Consider the following 18750-nt stretch of genomic DNA (forward strand, 5'->3'; position numbering starts at 1 on the left):
ATCATCGAACGATTGAGAGCCCACCCATCAATGCTTCGATCAATAGTCGTCATTACCGCCCTCACGGCTTGCATACCCTTCCTCGCCTCCTGGAGCATCGAGACCGACCGCTCGACACCTGATAAGCACGGCCTGTTCGAAATCCGCGAGGAGGCCAGGCGTTTCATCACGCAGGAGACCGCCAGGGGGCACCAGCGCTGGAACGTGCTGGAACCGAACGCGAAGGTGCTGGTTCCCCGATGCGCCGTCCCGCTCCAGGCGCAATGGACGCCGAAGGACCTCGGCCGCTCGAAGCCCAGCGTAATGGTGATCTGTGCGGTCACTGTGCCGAACGCCGTGATGGAACGGTGGGATGTGCCAGTGCCGGTGGAGCGGACATCTGGGAGCCCTTAGGGGGCGAGCATCCAATCGAGATTTGATGTAGTAGATGACATCACTGCGATTGCAATATGGCGGGCAGACGTGAACCAAGCGGTAGAATTGTGCTCCTATCCCGGACTTGACGAGCGCATCATTATCCTCCGGGCGGGAGACGAGGTCGATGCCGTGTTTGTGCGGACCGAGAGGTTCAATGTCCTGATCGATACGCTCGGCACGCCCGAGCTGTGCCGGATGGCGCTGGATCTGCTTGGCGACAGAGGCGAGGATCGCCCGCTGATCGTCGTCAATTCGCATATGGATTGGGACCATTTCTGGGGAAACTCTGCGGTTTCAGGGCGTGCTCCGATCATTGCGCATGCCGCAGCTCTCGACCGTCTGCGTGATGCTTCCACGCAGCAGATCCTGAAGGACAAGGCGAGCCAGGAAACGCGGTTTGCAAATGTCGAGCTCATCGACCCGGATATCACCTTCTCCGGCTCGATGGTCCTGCACGGCGGCGATCTGACGCTGGAACTCATTCATACGCCGGGACACACGCCTGACCATATCGCCGTCTGGATTCCGGAACTCCGCATCTGCCTGGCCGTCGACGCGGTGGAATATCCCATTCCCGAAGTCTGGAGCAGGAGTGCCGATGATCTTCGCCAGATCCGTTCCTCGCTCAGACGGATCCGTGACCTTGATGCGAAACTGGTCATTCCCGCGCACGGCAGGTCATCTTCACCTTCGGTAGTGGATGAGAACCTTGCTTATTTCGAAGCCCTGGCTGTTCGCATCGGCGGCCTGAGTGAAAGCCAGCTGGCTGACCCTGAACTCGGCAGTACAAGTGGTTTCCGTCTTGACGACTTCGTCGCCATTCCCGACGGGATGCCTTTGGACACGGCGGCGTTCTACCGGAACTGCCATGAGACGAATCTTGCCGCTACAGTTCAGGCCCACATCGAAAAACTGAAATCTGGAAGCCATGCGTGAAATTACTGGAGGGCGGGCGAACCGGACAGATCTGGCGCGACGGCGATACCGTCATCAGACCATCCGGCGCATGGACGCCGACCACGCACCGGTTCTTGCGCCATCTCGGAAGCAAAGGCTTTTCGGCGGCTCCGCAGCCCATTCAAATTACCGGCGACGATCAGGAGGTCGTCAGCTACGTCGCAGGGCGCGTCTGTGAAGACCTCAGTGATCCCCTTGTCGGATCGGAGCGCATGCTGATGTCAGCAGCGAGACTTCTGCGCAATTTTCATACTGCATCTCAAGGCTTTCTGGAATCGGATGACGATGCTCAGATATGGATGCTGCCGCCGCAGGAGCCACGTGAGATCGTCTGTCACGGAGACTATGCGCCCTATAATGTGGCGACCGTCAATGAGGAGGCTGTCGGGATCATCGATTTCGACACTGCCCATCCCGCCCCGCGCCTTTGGGATCTCGCCTATGCGGTCTATCGCTGGGCGCCCCTCTCCGATCCTGCCAACCCCTCGGTGGCATTCGGTCTGGACGACCAGCTGCGGCGGGCGAAAATCTTCTGCAACGCCTATGGCGCGACGACGGAAGAACGGCATGGGCTTCCCGAGATGATCTGCAGGCGGCTTCAAGCCCTCGTCGAGTTCATGCTGGCAAGTGCCGCCGCCGGAGACGAGACCTTTGCGGAAGACGTCGATGCAGGAGACGCCAGGCGTTATCTGAACGACATCGGCTATATCGGCATGCACCGAAATCGGCTGTTGAAAGCGCTGTCCTGACTAAAGCCATTTTCGCCGGCGGAAGAAGCCAAAAAGGCTGAGGCACAGGACAGCGATGACGCCCAATACGACGAAATAGCCATACTGGAATTTCAATTCCGGCATATCGCTGAAATTCATGCCGTAGATGCCGGCGATCGCGGTGGGAACGGCGAGGATCGCCGCCCAGGCCGCGAGCTTGCGGGCGATCGCCGTCTGTTCCGTCTGGCCGATCATGACGCTGGCTTCGAAGGCGAAGGCGAGCACCTCGCGCAATGCATCGATATCTTCCTGAACCCGGCGCACGTGATCGGTGACATCGCGAAACAGCGATTGCAGCGTCGGATCCATGCCGGGAAGATCGATATGCTCGTATCGTCGGCAGACGTCGACGAGCGGCACCACGGCGTTGCGCAGCCGCAGAAGCTTGCGCCGCAGCATGTAAAGCCGCTCGATGTCGGATTTTCCCAGCTGTTCGCGCAGCACGAGATCCTCAAGCATCTCGACCTCTTCCTGCACCACCTCGATGACAGGCATGTAGTTGTCGACGATGAAATCGAGGATGGAATAGAGGATGTAGTTCTCGCCGTGGGCAAGGGCGGCGGGCGTCGCCTCGCACCGCTGCCTGACCGCAAGATAAGACGAGGATTCGCCGTGACGAACGGACACGACGTAACCGCGGCCGACGAAGAGATGCGTTTCGCCGAAGACGATTTCGCCATCCTTCATATGGGCGGTGCGGGCGACGATGAACATCGCCTCGCCGTAAATTTCCAGCTTCGGGCGCTGGTGGGGCTGCGCCGCGTCCTCGATCGCTAGCGGATGCAGATTGAACTCGGCCTGGATCTGGTGCAGCAGCACTTCATCCGGCTCGTGCAGGCCGATCCAGACGATGGCATTCTCCCGGTTTCGCCATTCGCCGGCCTCCTCTATCCTGATGTCGCGAATGCGCTGCCCATGCTCGTAGACTGCGGCCGCCACGACGCCGCGCCGCTCATAGGGAGGCGATGCCGAGCCGCTGCCAACTCGCGCGGAAATACTGTCCAGATCCTTCAGCCGTTCCAATCCTGCCGTCCTCCCCGTCCGACGCATCACGCATCGCCACCAACGCCAGTCAGGCGTTGCGCCGATCATAATGCCATTTCGAAAAACATGCATCCGCTTCGGCATCGGCATAAAAGAGCCAGTGCCAAACAGGCTCTCAACGCATAGGCGCATCATGGGAGGCTGGACTGCCTTCGCGCTTTCGTCAATTCTCCGCCGGCTGGCAAGCCGGAGCGCCGGCATTTCGGCAGAAGTCGTCTCCCATGCGGAGGAAGCGATGGAACGCATCGAGGTCTCGTCGCAGCAGATTTCCAACATTATCAGCGTCATCGACGAGATCGCATTCCAGACCAACCTTCTTTCCCTGAATGCCGGCGTCGAAGCGGCGAGAGCGGGCGAAGCCGGCAAGGGTTTTGCCGTCGTCGCCCAGGAAGTGCGCGAACTCGCACAGCGCTCTGCAGGCGCTGCCAAGGAAATCAGGAGCCTTATCGGGAACTCCTCGAAAGAGGTGGAAAACGGCGTCAGACTAGTGCGCGATACCGGCCAGGCCTTGAAGACCATCGGCAGCTTCATCACCCAGATCAATCACCACATGGATTCGATCGCCACCTCTGCGAAAGAACAGTCGGTCGGATTGAGCGAAGTGAACGTCGCAGTCAATCAGATGGACCAAACCACACAACAGAACGCAGCCATGGTGGAAGAATCGACTGCGGCATCCGATTCACTTGCGCAGGAGGCCCAGAAGCTTCGCGAACTTGTCGCACAGTTCAGGCTCGACGATGTCTCCAGCTATTCGGCAGCGCTCCGCTCGACGGCGAAAACGATGTCCCAACCCGCAGCCCGTGCGGCGATCCATGCAGTGGCGGCACGCCATTAGGCCGAGCGAATGGCAGCTGCCTCCGGCCGGCAGTTTTTCAAAGAGAATCCGAAAGCGCCCGGCGGATGGCCGGGCGCTTTTCATTTGTCATGAGGCGAAGGCCGGATTGCGCCGCGCGCCCATTCTCAGCACGAAATAGATCGCCCCGCCGATAGCGACGCCGAAGAACCAGCCGTAGGTGCCCCACCAATCCGGCAGGATGGAGGTGAAGGTCGGCAGGATCGACGAGAACAGCGCCCCCACCGCAAATGCGATGAAGGCATTGCCGTGCCAGCCGTTCTGGAACCGGAATTCGCCATTCTCCCGGTAGAGCGCCTCGACGTTCAACTGGCTCTTCCGGATGAGATAATAGTCGACCATCATGATGCCGAAGATCGGCCCCATCGTCGAACCGATGAAGTTGACGAAATGCGCAGCACCCGTCTCCCAGGGAGCAAACGGATAGAGCACGAGGGCGATCAAAGCGGCGATATATCCGCCGCGCTTGAAGTTGATCTGGCGCGGGAAGACATTGGCGAAATCGAAGGCCGGCGAGACGAAGTTCGCCACCACGTTGATGCCGAGCGTGGCAACCGCGAATGTCAGCGCCGCAAGCAGCGCCAGGAACCAGCTGTCGAATTTCGCCGAGATCATTTCCGGATGCAGCAGGACTTCACCGTATACGGTGAAGGCGGCCGTGGTCGTGACACCTGCGACGAGGCAGAATGCCAGGAGGTTGATCGGCAGACCCCAGAGATTGCCCTTCCGCAGCGCCTTTTCGCTCGTCGCGTAACGCGAGAAATCGCAGAAGTTCAGATAGAGCGCGGCGAAATAGGTGATCCAGGTCGCAGCCACCGCGGCAAGTGCCGCAATCGAGCCTGGCTCGGCCGGCACGCCGGCGTCCTTGGTCTTTTCGATCAGCACGTCACGCGGGATTTCTGAACCGAAAGAGAAGGTGCCTGACTTGACGATCAGATAGACGGCGAGGATCAGCATCATGATCCAGACGGCAGGGCCCGCCCAATCCTGGAACTTGCGGACGGTTTCCATGCCGCGCTGAATGATCAGCAGCTGCAGCGCCCAGACGATGATGTAGCAGATAAGCTCAAGGGTCGAATGGCCGAGCATGTGGCTGTTCTGATGGAAGGCGAGCAGGCTGTCGTTGCGGATCAACAAGGCAACGATCGCGCCGGATGCGGCGGCGGTCTGCGCCCCGTACCAGAAGCAGGCGACCACCGCCCGGACGAGCGCTGGAACATTGGCGCCGAAGGTGCCGAAGGAGGCGCGCGCCAGAACCGGAAAGGGGACACCGGTGCGCACGCCGGCATTTCCGACCAGGCTCATCAGGAAGAAGATGACGAGAGAGCCGATGCCGATGGCGATGACGAAGTTCACAAAGCTGCCGCAGAGCAAGAACAAGCTTGCCGCCAGATAATAGCCCCAAAGACTATGGACGTCCGACGTCCAGACGTTGAAGATGCTGAATGCGCCCCACTTACGCTCCTCCGCGGGCGCAAGGTCCTCGTTGTACAACGAGGGAGACGGATTTTGAATGCTCATAATGCCCTCCCATGTCCCCAGTGGCCGACTCGGCCACGATGGAAGTCTGCGCTTCATTTAGGCATCTGACAATTTAATAGTCACATTGTACACAATCCTGATCGGCCAGATGAGCAGGCTATCGCTCTATTGCGAGCGAACGACACGTCCTGCCAGGCGAAACGGGCTTGCGACTGCAGCGCCTGCGGCATCGAAGACGAAGGCGCCGACATCGCCGGCGGTCGACCGCCTGCCGCTCTCAAAGGAAGCAAGCTGGGCGCCGAACTTCGCGAGCGATGCGTAGCGGTCGTGGCCCAACCCGTCGGAGGTCTTGATCGCGGTAATGTCGATGACCCGGAGCCTCGCCTGCAAGGCCGCCTCCTGGATAACGGGATCGTCGATATCGAGGCGGCCGACGCGCGCCCGTTCGCCGGCGATGAAGCTTGAGGCCACAAGCGCCCGGTCGTCCTTGGAAACCAGAAGGGAGATCGGGTTCGGCATCGGACCGATGTCCTTCAGCTGCGATCGGAAGACATCGACGTCGATGTCTGGAGCGGCGAGCACCACCGCCAGCTTGCCGATCACGGTGTTGCGATGCTGCAGCTTGAGCTCTCGCACCGTTTCCATCACCAGGAACCCGCCCATGCTGTGCCCGAACAGGATGATGCGCTTCACCTTGCCCGACGCCGAGAGAGATGTAACGAGAGAATCGAGTTCGCTGCGCGAGGAAAGCGCAGCGTCGCGGTCGGCGACATATCCGGCGACGGATGCCGCCGAAGGCCAGGAAAACAGGATCAGAGCGCCCGGCATCTTCGCGTCGGCGGCAATCTGCGCGGTGCGGTAAAGTGCCTCCTGATAACTGTAATTGTAGCCGTGGACGAAGATGCCGACGGTGCCGTCGGGCTGCACGGAGGCGAGCGCCTGCTGCACGAAAGCATCGCTCGGCAGCTGCCTGCGCTTGACGACGGCAAATTGCCGCTCCGGATCCGGCTTCGACTTGGGATAGATGATCACGGTATCCTTCCTGACGGGAGGAACCGAGAACGCGTATTGCTCATAGGTCAGCTTCTCGGCCCATGTGCTGTCGAACCCGCCCCGCACGCGATCCGGGGTCCTGTTGGTCGCGACGAGCACGCTCACCCTGTCCGGCGCCGTTTCCAAACGGGCCGGCACGCTCAGATGAACAGGCGTCAAGACCTCAGCCGATGGCCGCGTGGCGCAGCCGGCGAGCGTCGCCAGGCCGATGGTGACGATGATCGCGAGCATTGGCTTTGGCAAGCCTCGGAAATGTCGCTGCATTATCGATCCGTTTCCCTCAGATCCAGACGCTCTCCGGCGTGTGGTTCTGACCACGTCATCATTCGCCATGCCATCCCCGCTCCGGGGTGGGACGGCATCGCCTGCGCCATCCCACCTATTTCGTCGCGGCCCGTGTTGCAGCGGCCGCCGCGGCGGCCGTAGGCGATGGCCGTCGAAGCCCGGTTTCATGCCTCTGCCAAGGCTTCCGCCCGAACATTTTCATCCCTGGGGATCCTGAACCACGCGACATAGAGTGCCGGCAGGAACAGCAGTGTGAGCGCGGTGCCGATGACGATGCCGCCCATCATGGCGTAGGCCATCGGCCCCCAGAAGATCTCGCGCGAGATCGGGATCAGCGCCAGGGTTGCCGCCGCCGCCGTCAGCATGATCGGCCGCATGCGGTGTTCGGTCGCCTCGATGACAGCCTGCCATGGCGCCAATCCCTCGGCACGCAGTTGCTCGATCTGCACCACCAGGATGACGGAGTTGCGGATCAGGATGCCGATCAGCGCCAGAATCCCCAGGATGGCGACGAAGCCCATGGGGGCGTTGCTCAGCAGGAGGGCTGCGACCACGCCGATCAGCGCCGTCGGCGCGACCGCAAAGACCAGGAAGAGGCGGCTGAAGCTCTGCAGCTGGATCATCAGGATCGTCGCCATCGTAAACAGCATCAGCGGAGCCACCGCCGCAATCGGCCCTTGCGCCTCGGCGCTGGATTCGACGGCGCCGCCGATTTCCACCTTGTATCCGACGGGAAGGTTCTTCTGGAATTCCTCCACCTTCGGCTTCAGCTGATCGACAATCGTAGCCGGCTGTGTCGAACCGATGACGGCCGCCTTGAGCGTGATGGTGGGCTGCCTGTCGCGACGCCAGATCGTTGGCTGCTCAAGTTCGAAGCGGAAATTCGCCACAGCCGAGAGCGGCACGACCTTGCCGTTGGAGGTCGAGAGCTGCAGATTCTCAAGCGTCTGGACGGAATCGCGCTCGGACGCCCTGGCCCGGCCGATGACATTGACCAGGTAGATGTCGTCGCGGATCTGCGTCGCCGTCGAACCTTCGACAATGCCGTTGAGGGCGGTCGCGATGTCCTCGGAAGAGACGCCGAGCTGGCGCGCCTTGTCCTGCAGCACATCGACCTTCACCACCCGCGAAGGCTCGTTCCAGTCCAGCACCATGTTCGACAGCAGCGGATGGGTACCGACAACGCCTGCAAACTGCTGGGAGATATCACGTACCTTTTGGATATCCGGGCCGCTGATCCGGTACTGGACCGGTTTGCCCACCGGCGGGCCGATATCGAGAAGCTTCACGAAGGCGTCTGTGCCGGGGAAGGTCTTCGTCAGATAATCCTGCAGTTCCGCCCGCACCTTGTCGCGCACGTCGAGGCCTTTGGTGACGATGATGGTCTGCCCGAAGGTGACATCGGGCGTCTGCACGTCAAAGGACAGGATGAAGCGCGGCGCGCCCTGGCCGACATAGGTCGTCCAGTGATCGATATCCTTGTTGTCGGCCAGCATCTCCTTTTCGAACTTGGCCATCTGCCTGTTGGTCTCGGCGATCGAGCTGTTGTGCGGCAGGTTCCAGTCGATCACGAGCTCGGTTCTGTCCGAGTTCGGGAAGAACTGCTGCTGCACCAGCCCCATGCCGCCGACCGAAAGCGCAAAGACGCCGACCGTCAGCACGATGGTGATCCAGCGCCAGCGCATAGCGAGCGTCAGCAGCCAGGAGAAGACGGCGGCGAAACGCCCCTTCTTCTCGTGATGCGACTTCATCGTCTTCGGCAGGATAGTGACCCCGAGAAGCGGCGTGAACAGCACGGCGACGATCCAGGAGACCACAAGCGAAACCGCGATGACGACGAAAAGCGTGAAGGTGAATTCGCCCGCCGCACTGCTGTTGAGACCGACCGGGATGAAGCCAGCGACGGTCACCAACGTTCCCGTCAGCATCGGAAAGGCCGTCGATGTGTAGACGTGGGTCGCAGCCTTCCTCAGGTCGTCGCCCGCCTCCAGGCGGGCCACCATCATCTCGACCGCGATCATGGCGTCGTCGACGAGCAGCCCGAGCGCGATGATGAGCGCGCCGAGCGAGATGCGCTGAAGCGAAATGCCGGAATATTCCATTACCACGAAGGTGATGGCGAGCACGAGAGGAATGGAGATCGCTACCACCATGCCGGCGCGCAGGCCGAGGCTGATGAAGCTGATGACGAGCACGATGACGATCGCTTCGAAGAGCGCGCGGGTAAAGCCCGAGACGGCTTCGTCGACGACTTGGGGCTGGTCTGAAACGCGGTGGACATCCACCCCGATCGGAAGATCGGCTATGACCTGTTTCATCCGCGCGTCGAGCGCCTCGCCGAATTCGAGCAGGTTGGCGCCCTGCTTCATGCCGATGGCTAGCCCGATCGCGGGCTCGCCGTTGAAGCGGAACAAAGCCGAGGGTGGATCGACATAACCACGCTTGATCGTGGCGACATCGGTCAGCGGGAAGAAGCGGTCGTTGATGCGAAGATTGATCGACCTGAGACTCTCCTCGGAGGTGAACTGTCCGCTCACCCTCAATGCGATGCGCTCCGGACCGGCGTCGACGAAGCCGGATTGCGTGACGGCATTCTGGGCCTGCAGCGTCTGGATGACCGACTGCTGGTCGATGCCGAGTGCCGCTATCTGGCGTGTGGAGAATTCGAGATAGATTGCCTCGTCCTGGGCGCCGATCACATCGACCTTGCCGACATTCGGGACCGTCAGAACTTCTGAGCGGGCATTTTCCACGAGATCGCGAAGCTGGCGCTGGGTGAGCCCATCGCTGGTGAAGGCGTAGATGTTTCCGAACACGTCGCCGAAGCGGTCGTTGAAGAAGGGACCGACGACCCCGCTCGGGAAATCCCCCTTGATGTCGGCGATCATGTTGCGGATGCGCAGCCAGGTCGGCGCGACGTCCCTAGCCTTGGTCGTCGGCAGCAGCTCGACGAAAACGGTCGTCTGGCCGGCGACGGTCTGGCTCTTGGTGTAGTCGAGCGATTCCAGTTCCTGGAGTTTCTTCTCGATCCTGTCGGTCACCTGCCGCGTCACTTCCTCGGCGGAAGCACCGGGCCACTGGGCGGTGATCACCATTGTCTTGATGGTGAAGTTCGGGTCTTCCTCGCGGCCGAGGTTCAAATAGGAGAAGGCGCCTGCGAGAATGAAGACGATCATGAAGTACCAGACGAGCGAACGGTGCTCGAGCGCCCAGTCGGAAAGATTGAAGGACTTCACTGGCTGATCTCCTGGTCGATCCTGATGGCCTGGCCATCCTCAAGTTTATGCACGCCCGCCACAACCACCCGCTCTCCGGGAGCGAGCCCTTCGGTGACGCGGACGGTGCCGCCGTCGACGACGTCGCCGTCGATCTTGACATGGCGGCGAGAGACCTTCTTGGCCGCTACGTCGACGATCCAGACGCTGGCGCCGTTGGGGCCGGCAAGGATCGCCGAGGAAGGCAGCACGATCTCGGGGTCGGCGGCGATGGTTGCGGAGGCTGTGATGACCGCGCCGAGCCTGAAGGCTTCAGGCGGATCGGCAAGTGCGATCTTGGTCCTGCTCGTGCGGGTGGCGGTTTCCGCCTCCGGCGCGATTTCGCGCACGACGCCCGTCGTGCGGATCGAAGGCTCGAGCTGCAGCGTCACGTCGAAGGGCGCGCCGATCTTCAGTTTCTGGGCAGCGGCCTGAGGCACGTCGACTACCGCATCACGCTTGTCCGGCCGGGCGATGGTGACGACGGTCTGGCCGGCCGACACGACCTGGCCGACCTCGGCCGATGTCGCCGTGACGACCCCATCAAACTCCGCCTGAAGCTGCGCATAGCCGAGCTGCTCCTTGGCCTTGTCGAGATTGGCCTGCGCCTTGGCGACGGCGGCCGCGGCCGTCCGTCTCGCCTGCTCGGCTTCTTCGAGCGAGGCCTCCGTGCCCGAGCGCGATTCCACCAGCGCGCGCTGGCGCTGTTCCGTCGTTACAGCGTTTCGAAGCTGGGCGTCGCTATTCTCGACATCGGACTGGGCGCTGCGCACGGCAAGCTCCAGCGCCAGCGGATCGATGGCAGCAACCACGTCACCCTTCTTGACGACATCGCCGACATTGACATTGCGGGCGATCATCCGCCCGAGGATCCGGAAGCCGAGTTCGGTCTCGATCGTCGGCTCAATCGTGCCGGTCAGGCTGAGGCTTGTGGCGGGCGTCTGCCTGACCGTCATCGACAGCACGGGACGGGGCGCCTCCTGCGTGCTTTCCTCCGGCTTCGTGCAGGAGGAGATCAGGGCCGTACCCATCATCAGGGCCATTATCTTGGGACGAACACTCACTTGGATACTTCCTTCACATAAGACACGGTTTGACCGGGCCTGAGGAATTTGGTCCCGTCGGTCACCACGACATCTCCCGCCGACACACCCGATTTGACGACGAAGCTGCCGGTCTCGTAGCTGGCGACATCGATCGCTCTCATCGAAACCGCTGAGGATGCAGGATCGACGATCCAGACGGCTGGCTTGCCGTCCTTGGAGGTCATTGCCGACCAGGGCAGCTGAATGACGTCCTGAGGGACATAACTGAATTTCCCGACGACGGGAGCGCCGAGCGGAATGGGAGCATCGCTCGTAATGGCGACTTTGACCCTGATGGTGCCCGTGGAAGAATCGATCGTCGGCGAAATCTCGCGGACCTTCGCCGTGATCTTCTGCAAGGGGTTCGACAGCAGGTTCACAGTGCCGTCGCCTTCGATCGGACGCAGGAACGCACTCTCGACGACTTCGAAGACGGCGTCCCGGTCGCCGTCATGGGCAAGGGTGAAGACAACCTGCGCGGCCTGCGCCACCTGGCCAACCTCGGCATTGCGGGCGGTGATCACGCCATCGGCATCGGCTTTCAGCTCCGTATAGGACAGAGTGTCCTGCGCGGTCTCGAAGAGCGCCTGCGCCGACTTCGTCGAGGCCTGCGCCGTCAAGAGCGCCTCCTGCGCCTGGTCGAGTGCGGCCCGCGTCGTCACCTGCGTTCGAAACAGGCTCTGCTGACGGTCGAAGGCGAGCTGTGCCTGGGTCTGCTGGGCTTCAGCCGACTGAAGATTGGCCGCCGCCACATCGAGATCGGCCTTCTGCTCTTCCGGATCGATGCGCGCCAGTACCTGCCCCGCCTTCACTGACTGACCGACGTCCACCAGCCGTTCGATGATCTTGCCGCTGACCCGGAAGGACAGATCGGTCTGGACCCGGGCGCGCACCTCTCCCGTCAGCGCACCGCCATCACTCAGCGGCTCAGACCTCGCAACGACGACGCCGACCTGGCGCGCGGCAGGTTCGCTCGGCCCGCCAGGCTCGCTGCAGGAGACGAGACCGGTCGTGCATACGATCGCTGTAGCGATCAGAATGGTTCTCATAGTTGACCTCTTGCTCTCAACGGCAGCTGCTATATAATTGACTGACGGATTAGTCAATGAAACTTTTGCCACCGGAACGGCAGCACAAAACAAGGGAGCCGAGGCACGAATGGCAGCTCAGAAGAAACTCACACGCGCGGAACAGAAGGCGCTGCGACCCATTCAGATCCTGGATGCCGCATTCGAGGAATTCGTCAGGAACGGGTTCACCGGCGCCCGCGTCGACGACATCGCGGACAGGGTCGGCGTCACAAAGGGCACGGTCTACGTCTACTTCGAGACGAAGGAAAAGCTGTTCGAAGCCATGATCAGTCACTTCTCCGTCCCCTTTCAGGAACTGCTTGAAATCACCGCTGGCCTCAGCGGCACCGCCACCGATAGGCTGACGTCCATTCTCGGTCTACTTTACGACCAAATCGCGGAGGATCGTACAACCCGCGAATTGACGCGGCTGGTCATTTCGGAAGGACAGCGCTTCCCCGACCTGATCGATCGCCACCACGATCAATTCATAGCGCCGATTATCGCCAGGATCGACGCTCTCATCCTGGAAGGTGTGGCGTTGGGGGAATTTCGCGAAATTCCTGTCGAATTCTCAGACCTCGTGGTCGCGCCGATTCTGACGACGACGGTTCTGCGGCTGATATTCGATGATCGCCGCGTGCCGACGCCCGACAAGGACGCCTTTATGCGAGCCTATTTCGACCTGCTGTTCAACGGGCTGCTTGCCGAACGCCGCTGATTGCGAATGACGAAAATATCGACGCAAGCACATAGCTTTTCTAAAGTCTTTATGTGAAAACATCGAGTTAGCTTATGCTTCGAAGGTACGATCTGAATTCCTGGCGGAAAAAGTGGAACGTAAAGTCAATCTCAAGGATGTCGCGCGCGATGCCGACGTGTCGCTGAGCACGGCCTCGCACGCCCTGAACGGAACTGCGCCGCTCACGATCGAGGTGCGGGAAAGAGTGCTGGATTCGGCAAAACGTCTCGGCTATCTCGACCGCCGGAGAAAGAAGGCGACGATCGCCGCCTTGCACGTTCTGCTTCTCGCCATTCCTGACGATGCCGCGCCGGAGAGCGATCTCAACCTGGTGAGCTGGACCATTCTCAACGGTCTTCGCAGGGAATGCGAGCGTCGCGGCATCCGCATCGTACCCTATGTCAGCAGCGGCCGGCGCATCGACGGCGCCGAGGTCAGGAAGATCGCGACAGCAGAACGTGCTGACGGCATCGTGGTGCTGAACGATGATCAGCCCGAACTCATCCGCAGCCTAGCCTCGGCTAACATGCCCGTCGTCATCGTTAACGGCGAGGATCCCGCCATGCTGGTCGATACTGTGACGCCTGAAAACCGCTTCGGCGCACGGCTCGGCATCGAGCACCTCATGGCGCTCGGCCACCGCCGGATCCTGCATCTGACCTGGAAGGGCCGCACGACCATTCAGCGCCGGTACGACGGTTTTTCCGATGCCTATTTGGCCGCACAGCTTCCGGTGCCGGAGGACATGATCATCGAGGCCGAGGGATATGAGCCCCGGCATGGCGAAGCGGCCATCAACGCGCTGCTCCATCGCGACCCCACGCTGAAAGGCGCCACCGCCGTCTTCTGCGCGGCCGACAATCTGGCGCTCGGCTGCCTGAAGGCATTGGCCGATCGCGAGATACGCGTGCCCGACGCGATATCTGTGCTCGGCTTCGACGACATCGTTCCGGGCGAGTTCAGCCGCCCGCCGCTGTCCACCGTGAGCGTGCCTACCGACCGACTCGGGGCGGCAGCGCTCGCGCTCATCGAACAGCGGCTGATCGCCAATGATCCGCAACGGCCGGCTCATCGCCTCGAACTCGGCTGCCATCTCGTCCTGCGGGGCAGCATCGCACCGCCGCGCTGAAGGGCCGGAAGAGCCAGCCTTTCGAAGGTCCGAAGCTCACATCAGCGCAAACGCTCAGCCCGCAACCGCGTATCCCTCGGGCTTTCACCGAAAGTGCTGCGGTAGATGATGGAGAACCTGCCGGCGTGCGCAAAACCCCATATCGCGCAGATTTCGCGGACGGATTGCTGGTTTGTCGGATCCCGAAGCTGCTCGCGGGCCGCCTGCAGCCGGATCATGCGGAGGTAGCTGGCGGGTGAGGTTCCCCTGAACGCCTTGAAGCCCGTTTGCAGCGCCCGAAGCGAAACGCCGACGCCATCGGCAACCATCGTCATGGTGATAGGTTCCGCGATATTGGCATGCATGTAGTCGATAGCGCGTCGGACATGCCAAGGTGCGATCAACGATTCTTTCTTTTTTTCGAGATGATCGGAAAACTGATGCCGGCCAAATCGGATCACGAGGTGAGCAAGGGTTTCGCTCATCGCGGCTGCGGCAAGAGGCGAAGCTAGCAACGGACCGGCGCCGCGCATGCCCTGCACGATCGTCTGGAGCAGATTGCCGATGAGTTGGCCTGACTGCGTCGCGCGATCCAGGATCGGGTCGAGATCGAACGACTCCGACAGGGGCTTTTCCATCAGCGAGGCGAGGACCCTTTTCACAACCTTCCAGTCCAGAAAAAGGACGTCCGAGCGGTGCGGTCCTCCCTGGACCACACGATCGCCGACTTCGTGATTGTTGGCCATGAGAAAGTAATCGGCGCCGCTTTCGACCGTTCTCTTTCCTATCGATAGTCGAAAAGAGCCTGTGTGCGGCATGAAAAACGCGAGATGCTGCGGAGACTCATCAAGCGTCCGGATCGTCCAGGAACTCTGATAGACCGAATGAAGCACCGTGAGCGCCTCGGTCCTTCTCAGATCCGCGGCCCAGGCGAATTTTCGGTCATCCTTCAACGGCTGTGCGCCGAAAACGCCGTAACCAGCCGTAAAGGCCTGAACCATTGATTCGAAGCTGGTGCCTCCATGCGTGGGCTCGAATCCGTAACCCCGATGTTCGGCAATTGCCATTTTCTCCCGTCTTAACGCATCCATGCCGCTCGGTTCTTTTCTTCTGCCGCCTGACATCATCGCGACTGGTCTGGCCAATCTTGATGGGTTAAGCAGGACCGGCAAAACCACGGATGATTTCGTTGCCCCGCAGAAGCAAAGCGTCCCCTCTACCTGCTTCACACTTACAGTGTAAATCAATATGTTTGGAAAATGAAGTACGCTCCGCTGGACCACGTTGCCCCACATTTCCTGCGAGACACAGAGCCCGCGAGAGTAGCGTCCCGTAACGAACGGGACCTTTTGCGGTTGATCTGGAAGTCGCCCGGCATCGAGCGCTCCAGCCTGACCGATCCACTCGAACTCACCCAGCAATCGCTGCACAGGATAGTCGGCCGGCTTCATGATCGGGGAATGGTCGTCTTTTCCCAATCGGAAAACCGGCGCGCCGGTCCACCAAGTCCGGAGCTGACACTGCGAAGGGAGTGGTGCCTGACACTCGGCATCTCCATCAACGTCGGAACGATTGGCCTTTGCCTCATGGGTTTCGGCGAACCATTGGACAATATGGAAATTCCTCAGGCCGGCTCGTCGCTACCCCTGGAAATGGAGCGGATCGAAGCAGCCGTCGAACAGATCCTCGCCCGGCGCGGCGCCAAGCGGCGCGACATCCTCGGCGTCGGCCTCGCAGTCTCCGGCCATCGCATGCTGGATACGGCTTTCAATTGTCCCCTGCCGCTCGCCCATTGGTCGCTGATCGACCTGGCGCCATTGCTTGGGGAGCGGCTTGGCCTGCCGGTCTGGGCGGACAATGTCGCCAGGACTGCGGCCTTGGCGGAAGCAATTTTCGGCGTCGGGCGTGACGTTGCCGATTTTGCCTATATCGCCCACCTTCATGGCTATGGCGGCGGCCTTGTCTCCGGCGGCATGCCGTTTCGCGGCAGTTTCGGAAATGCCGGCGAAATCTCCGTTCTTTTCGGGCGTCACGACTACGATGATCGCCCCGCTCTCAACCAGCTGCTCGAGCATCTTCGCAGCAAGGGGCGCAGCGGTCTGACCCTGAGGGATCTCAAGGACGAAAATTTGGTGGAGTGGGATGGTGTCGAGGAATGGATCGACCGCGTCACTCCGGCCCACAATCGAGCCATCAACGCGATCTGCGCGATCTTCGACCCGGCATTGATCGTGCTTGGCGGCGAGCTTCCACATTCACTTGCGAGAATGCTGATCGAGCGGACCGAGTTCAACAATCTGCCTCGGCATGGTGCCTTGCGCGACATCCCGCAGCTCGCAGTGGCCCAGATCATCGATGCCCCCGGCGCGATCGGCGCAGCATTGATCCCGCTATTCGAGACCGTTTTGTGATGGCCTCTGCCAGTCAATCCGCCACGGCTCCCATCTGAATAGGACCGAAGCGCACACCGCAGGACCAGTTGCGGTGCGCTTCAGCTGGCGCGACGAAATTGGAAAGGCAGTCTTAAATTCTTGGAGGTTTCCTCGCCTCGACTCCAATCGATGCTGTGCGCCAGGATTCGTTCACTTCATTCCCGTACCCGCGATGCCCGTGGTGATGTATTTCTGCAGGAACAGGAACACGATCGTGACGGGCAGTAGGCTGAGGAAGGTCATCGCCAGGATATAGTGCCACTGCACCGAGAACTCACCTTGGAAGGCATTGAGTCCGACCTGCAGGGTGAAATTCTCGCGGCTGTTGAGGACGATGAGCGGCCAGAGGAAATCGTTCCAGCGCCAGAGCACGGAAAAGATCGCCAGCACGGCAAGCGCCGGCGCCGTCAGCGGCAGGATGATCCGCCAGAAGATGCAGAATTCGCTCGCCGCATCGACGCGTGCCGCCTCGATCAATTCGTCCGGTATGGTCAGCATATATTGCCGCAGCAGGAACACGGCCGTCGGCGAGGCGACGGTCGGCAGGATCACACCCCAGAGATTATCAGCGAGTCCGACCCCGACGATGACGAGATAGGCAGGGACCATGACGACGGCGAGCGGGATCATCAGCGTCGAGATGATGATGACGAACACAGTCGTATCGCCCCGAAACTTGTATTTCGACAGCGCAAAGGCAGCCATGGCGTTGACGATAAGCGTCAGCAGCGTGGCAACCACAGTGACGAAGACCGAGTTCTTCAGGAAGGTCAGGAAGTTGAAGCGCGTCAGCGGATCGGTGAAGTTCTCGGTGGCAACGGTCAGATGCTGCACCGGTGTGATGCCCTTCACGTCAACGCTGACCGGTTGTCCCGGATCTGCAGGATCGACCATCTGCGCCTTGAGACCGATGCGCCTGATCATGGCCATTTCACGCTGCTGGCCGTCAATCGTGACGTTCCAAAGGCTGAGCGGCTTGTCGAATCCGGGCACGGTCTGCTCCACGGCGGCCCGCGGAAGAAGCGACGGCGGAAAGCGGGTGATCTCGGCCGCCGGCTTCAGCGAGGAGAGGCCTGCCCAGACGACGGGAATGAGCACGGCGAGCGTTCCGCCGATCAGCCATATCCATGACAAAATATCCGTGATGTCGATGCGTCCGGCCCGGCGTGTGCGTGAGAGAAAACTGATCGGGTTCATCTCAGGACTCCATTCGTTTGCCCAAGCGCAGCTGTATGAGGGTGAGAACCAGAAGCACCAGCCCCATGAGAACCGATGCGGCCGACGCAAGCCCGAAGAGACGGAGATCGCTGCCGAAAGCCATCTGGTAGATATATTGGACGATGAAGCTGTTGGCCGTGCCCGGACCGCCGCCATTGGTCAGAACCCAGGCTTCGTCAAAGATCTGCACCGACTTGATCATCAGAAGGATGAATACGACAAGCAGGTTCGGAGCAAGAAGCGGAAGCGTGATCCTGAACAGTGTGCGGCGCGGCGAAGCGGCATCTATGGACGCGGCCTCGTAAAGATCTTTTGGGATCGCCTGGAGGCCGGCGAGCAGGATCAGGGTGTAAAAGCCCATATGGAACCAGACCGACACGACCACGACGAAAAAGCGCGACCAGCCAACGTCAAGCAGGAATATCTCAGGCGGCACGCCAAGCATCTGAAAGAAGGCGTTCAGCAGGCCGTTGCGATCGAGGAACCACTTCCAGATCAGGCCGATGACGACGGGAGACAGCAGAACGGGATAGAAGAACATCGCCCGGAAGAAGCCACGCGCGAAGATCGCCCTGTTAAGGATCAGCGCCGTGATCAGCGCCACCAGCAGCGTGGCGACGACATTGCAGGCCACGAACCAAACTGTGTTCCACACCGCCGTCCAGAACAGCGATTCCTGACAGGTTCCCGGCTGCAGATAATTGCCGCAGGAAAGCAGGGTGCGGAAGTTGTCAAGACCGACGAACGGCCGCTCCGAAACGAACAAATTGGTGCCGCCGGTGAAGGCGTAGCCGACCGCGATCGCGATGGGAAGGAAGGTGAAGATGGCGAACAGAATGAGGTTCGGCGCCAGGAACAGCCATGGCATCCGCTTGCGGCCGAACAGACGCTCGATCGCATTCATCGGCGCCTCGACCACCCTTATCGCCGTTTCGCCTGTCTGAGACAGCAATGTACCGGCTGTGAGTTCTGCCATT

General features: G+C 60.9%; 15 protein-coding genes and 1 pseudogene. 7 read left to right on the top strand and 9 right to left on the bottom strand.

Annotated elements, in window-relative coordinates:
- Positions 1–30: 30 nt before the first annotated feature.
- The 3 genes from FHT70_RS01055 to FHT70_RS01065 all read left to right on the top strand — a co-directional run bounded on the left by FHT70_RS01055 (position 31) and on the right by FHT70_RS01065 (position 2123).
- Entirely contained in the window at positions 31–393 is a 363-nt protein-coding gene (locus FHT70_RS01055; RefSeq protein WP_183698378.1) for a hypothetical protein, read from the top strand.
- 69 nt (positions 394–462) lie between these two features.
- Positions 463–1353 (top strand): MBL fold metallo-hydrolase, encoded by an 891-nt coding sequence (locus tag FHT70_RS01060; protein WP_183698379.1) that lies wholly within the window; start codon positions 463–465, stop codon positions 1351–1353.
- Positions 1350–2123, top strand: a complete 774-nt coding sequence (locus FHT70_RS01065) for a phosphotransferase (protein WP_183698380.1) — start codon at positions 1350–1352, stop codon at positions 2121–2123. The genes FHT70_RS01060 and FHT70_RS01065 overlap by 4 nt, the downstream gene beginning before the upstream one ends.
- On the opposite strand, the gene FHT70_RS01070 is transcribed toward FHT70_RS01065, so the two are convergent.
- Positions 2124–3167 carry a magnesium and cobalt transport protein CorA gene (locus tag FHT70_RS01070; protein ID WP_183698381.1) on the bottom strand — a complete coding sequence of 348 codons (1044 nt, stop codon included), beginning with the start codon at positions 3165–3167 and terminating at the stop codon, positions 2124–2126. It abuts the gene before it with no gap.
- Between the two features lie 202 nt (positions 3168–3369).
- On the opposite strand from FHT70_RS01070, the pseudogene FHT70_RS01075 reads away from it, so the two are divergent.
- Positions 3370–4026: pseudogene (locus FHT70_RS01075) on the top strand (methyl-accepting chemotaxis protein); the annotation flags it as partial.
- 87 nt (positions 4027–4113) lie between these two features.
- Here the strand turns inward: FHT70_RS01075 and FHT70_RS01080 are convergent.
- The 5 genes from FHT70_RS01080 to FHT70_RS01100 form a co-directional block, all read right to left on the bottom strand.
- Positions 4114–5565 (bottom strand): NCS1 family nucleobase:cation symporter-1, encoded by a 1452-nt coding sequence (locus tag FHT70_RS01080; RefSeq protein WP_183698382.1) that lies wholly within the window; start codon positions 5563–5565, stop codon positions 4114–4116.
- A gap of 126 nt (positions 5566–5691) precedes the next feature.
- Positions 5692–6810, bottom strand: a complete 1119-nt coding sequence (locus FHT70_RS01085) for an alpha/beta fold hydrolase (RefSeq protein WP_246721672.1) — start codon at positions 6808–6810, stop codon at positions 5692–5694.
- Positions 6811–7028: 218 nt separating this feature from the next.
- Positions 7029–10100: an efflux RND transporter permease subunit gene (locus FHT70_RS01090; RefSeq protein WP_183698384.1), complete on the bottom strand. Its 3072-nt coding sequence runs from the start codon at positions 10098–10100 to the stop codon at positions 7029–7031.
- Positions 10097–11182 (bottom strand): efflux RND transporter periplasmic adaptor subunit, encoded by a 1086-nt coding sequence (locus tag FHT70_RS01095; RefSeq protein ID WP_183698385.1) that lies wholly within the window; start codon positions 11180–11182, stop codon positions 10097–10099. Before FHT70_RS01095 ends, FHT70_RS01090 begins: the two co-directional genes overlap by 4 nt.
- On the bottom strand, positions 11179–12252 hold the full coding sequence (locus FHT70_RS01100) for an efflux RND transporter periplasmic adaptor subunit (RefSeq protein ID WP_183698386.1): 1074 nt from the start codon (positions 12250–12252) through the stop codon (positions 11179–11181). Before FHT70_RS01100 ends, FHT70_RS01095 begins: the two co-directional genes overlap by 4 nt.
- A gap of 109 nt (positions 12253–12361) precedes the next feature.
- Here FHT70_RS01100 and FHT70_RS01105 point away from each other — a divergent pair, with 109 nt between their 5' ends.
- The gene (locus tag FHT70_RS01105; protein WP_183698387.1) at positions 12362–12994 is read left to right on the top strand and encodes a TetR/AcrR family transcriptional regulator; all 633 of its coding nucleotides are present in this window, start codon (positions 12362–12364) and stop codon (positions 12992–12994) included.
- 112 nt (positions 12995–13106) lie between these two features.
- The gene (locus tag FHT70_RS01110; protein ID WP_097600535.1) at positions 13107–14144 is read left to right on the top strand and encodes a LacI family DNA-binding transcriptional regulator; all 1038 of its coding nucleotides are present in this window, start codon (positions 13107–13109) and stop codon (positions 14142–14144) included.
- A gap of 41 nt (positions 14145–14185) precedes the next feature.
- On the opposite strand, the gene FHT70_RS01115 is transcribed toward FHT70_RS01110, so the two are convergent.
- Complete coding sequence (locus tag FHT70_RS01115) at positions 14186–15214, bottom strand: AraC family transcriptional regulator (protein WP_183698529.1); 1029 nt, start codon at positions 15212–15214, stop codon at positions 14186–14188.
- 168 nt (positions 15215–15382) lie between these two features.
- On the opposite strand from FHT70_RS01115, the gene FHT70_RS01120 reads away from it, so the two are divergent.
- Complete coding sequence (locus FHT70_RS01120) at positions 15383–16534, top strand: ROK family transcriptional regulator (RefSeq protein WP_183698388.1); 1152 nt, start codon at positions 15383–15385, stop codon at positions 16532–16534.
- A 171-nt stretch (positions 16535–16705) separates the two neighbouring features.
- On the opposite strand, the gene FHT70_RS01125 is transcribed toward FHT70_RS01120, so the two are convergent.
- Positions 16706–17752 (bottom strand): carbohydrate ABC transporter permease, encoded by a 1047-nt coding sequence (locus FHT70_RS01125; RefSeq protein WP_183698389.1) that lies wholly within the window; start codon positions 17750–17752, stop codon positions 16706–16708.
- Position 17753: 1 nt separating this feature from the next.
- Positions 17754–18749: a sugar ABC transporter permease gene (locus FHT70_RS01130; RefSeq protein ID WP_183698390.1), complete on the bottom strand. Its 996-nt coding sequence runs from the start codon at positions 18747–18749 to the stop codon at positions 17754–17756.
- Position 18750 lies beyond the last annotated feature (1 nt).

The sequence above is a fragment of the Rhizobium sp. BK049 genome (assembly GCF_014193135.1).
Classification (GTDB): domain Bacteria; phylum Pseudomonadota; class Alphaproteobacteria; order Rhizobiales; family Rhizobiaceae; genus Rhizobium.

What these genes read in the sequence shown, in the direction of transcription:
- FHT70_RS01125 (WP_183698389.1), bottom strand. Translation starts at nt 17,752, where the DNA reads ATGAACCCGATCAGTTTTCTCTCACGCACACGCCGGGCCGGACGCATC.
- FHT70_RS01120 (WP_183698388.1), top strand. Translation starts at nt 15,383, where the DNA reads ATGAAGTACGCTCCGCTGGACCACGTTGCCCCACATTTCCTGCGAGAC.
- FHT70_RS01115 (WP_183698529.1), bottom strand. Translation starts at nt 15,214, where the DNA reads ATGGATGCGTTAAGACGGGAGAAAATGGCAATTGCCGAACATCGGGGT.
- FHT70_RS01055 (WP_183698378.1), top strand. Translation starts at nt 31, where the DNA reads ATGCTTCGATCAATAGTCGTCATTACCGCCCTCACGGCTTGCATACCC.
- FHT70_RS01130 (WP_183698390.1), bottom strand. Translation starts at nt 18,749, where the DNA reads ATGGCAGAACTCACAGCCGGTACATTGCTGTCTCAGACAGGCGAAACG.
- FHT70_RS01105 (WP_183698387.1), top strand. Translation starts at nt 12,362, where the DNA reads ATGGCAGCTCAGAAGAAACTCACACGCGCGGAACAGAAGGCGCTGCGA.
- FHT70_RS01085 (WP_246721672.1), bottom strand. Translation starts at nt 6,810, where the DNA reads ATGCTCGCGATCATCGTCACCATCGGCCTGGCGACGCTCGCCGGCTGC.
- FHT70_RS01100 (WP_183698386.1), bottom strand. Translation starts at nt 12,252, where the DNA reads ATGAGAACCATTCTGATCGCTACAGCGATCGTATGCACGACCGGTCTC.
- FHT70_RS01080 (WP_183698382.1), bottom strand. Translation starts at nt 5,565, where the DNA reads ATGAGCATTCAAAATCCGTCTCCCTCGTTGTACAACGAGGACCTTGCG.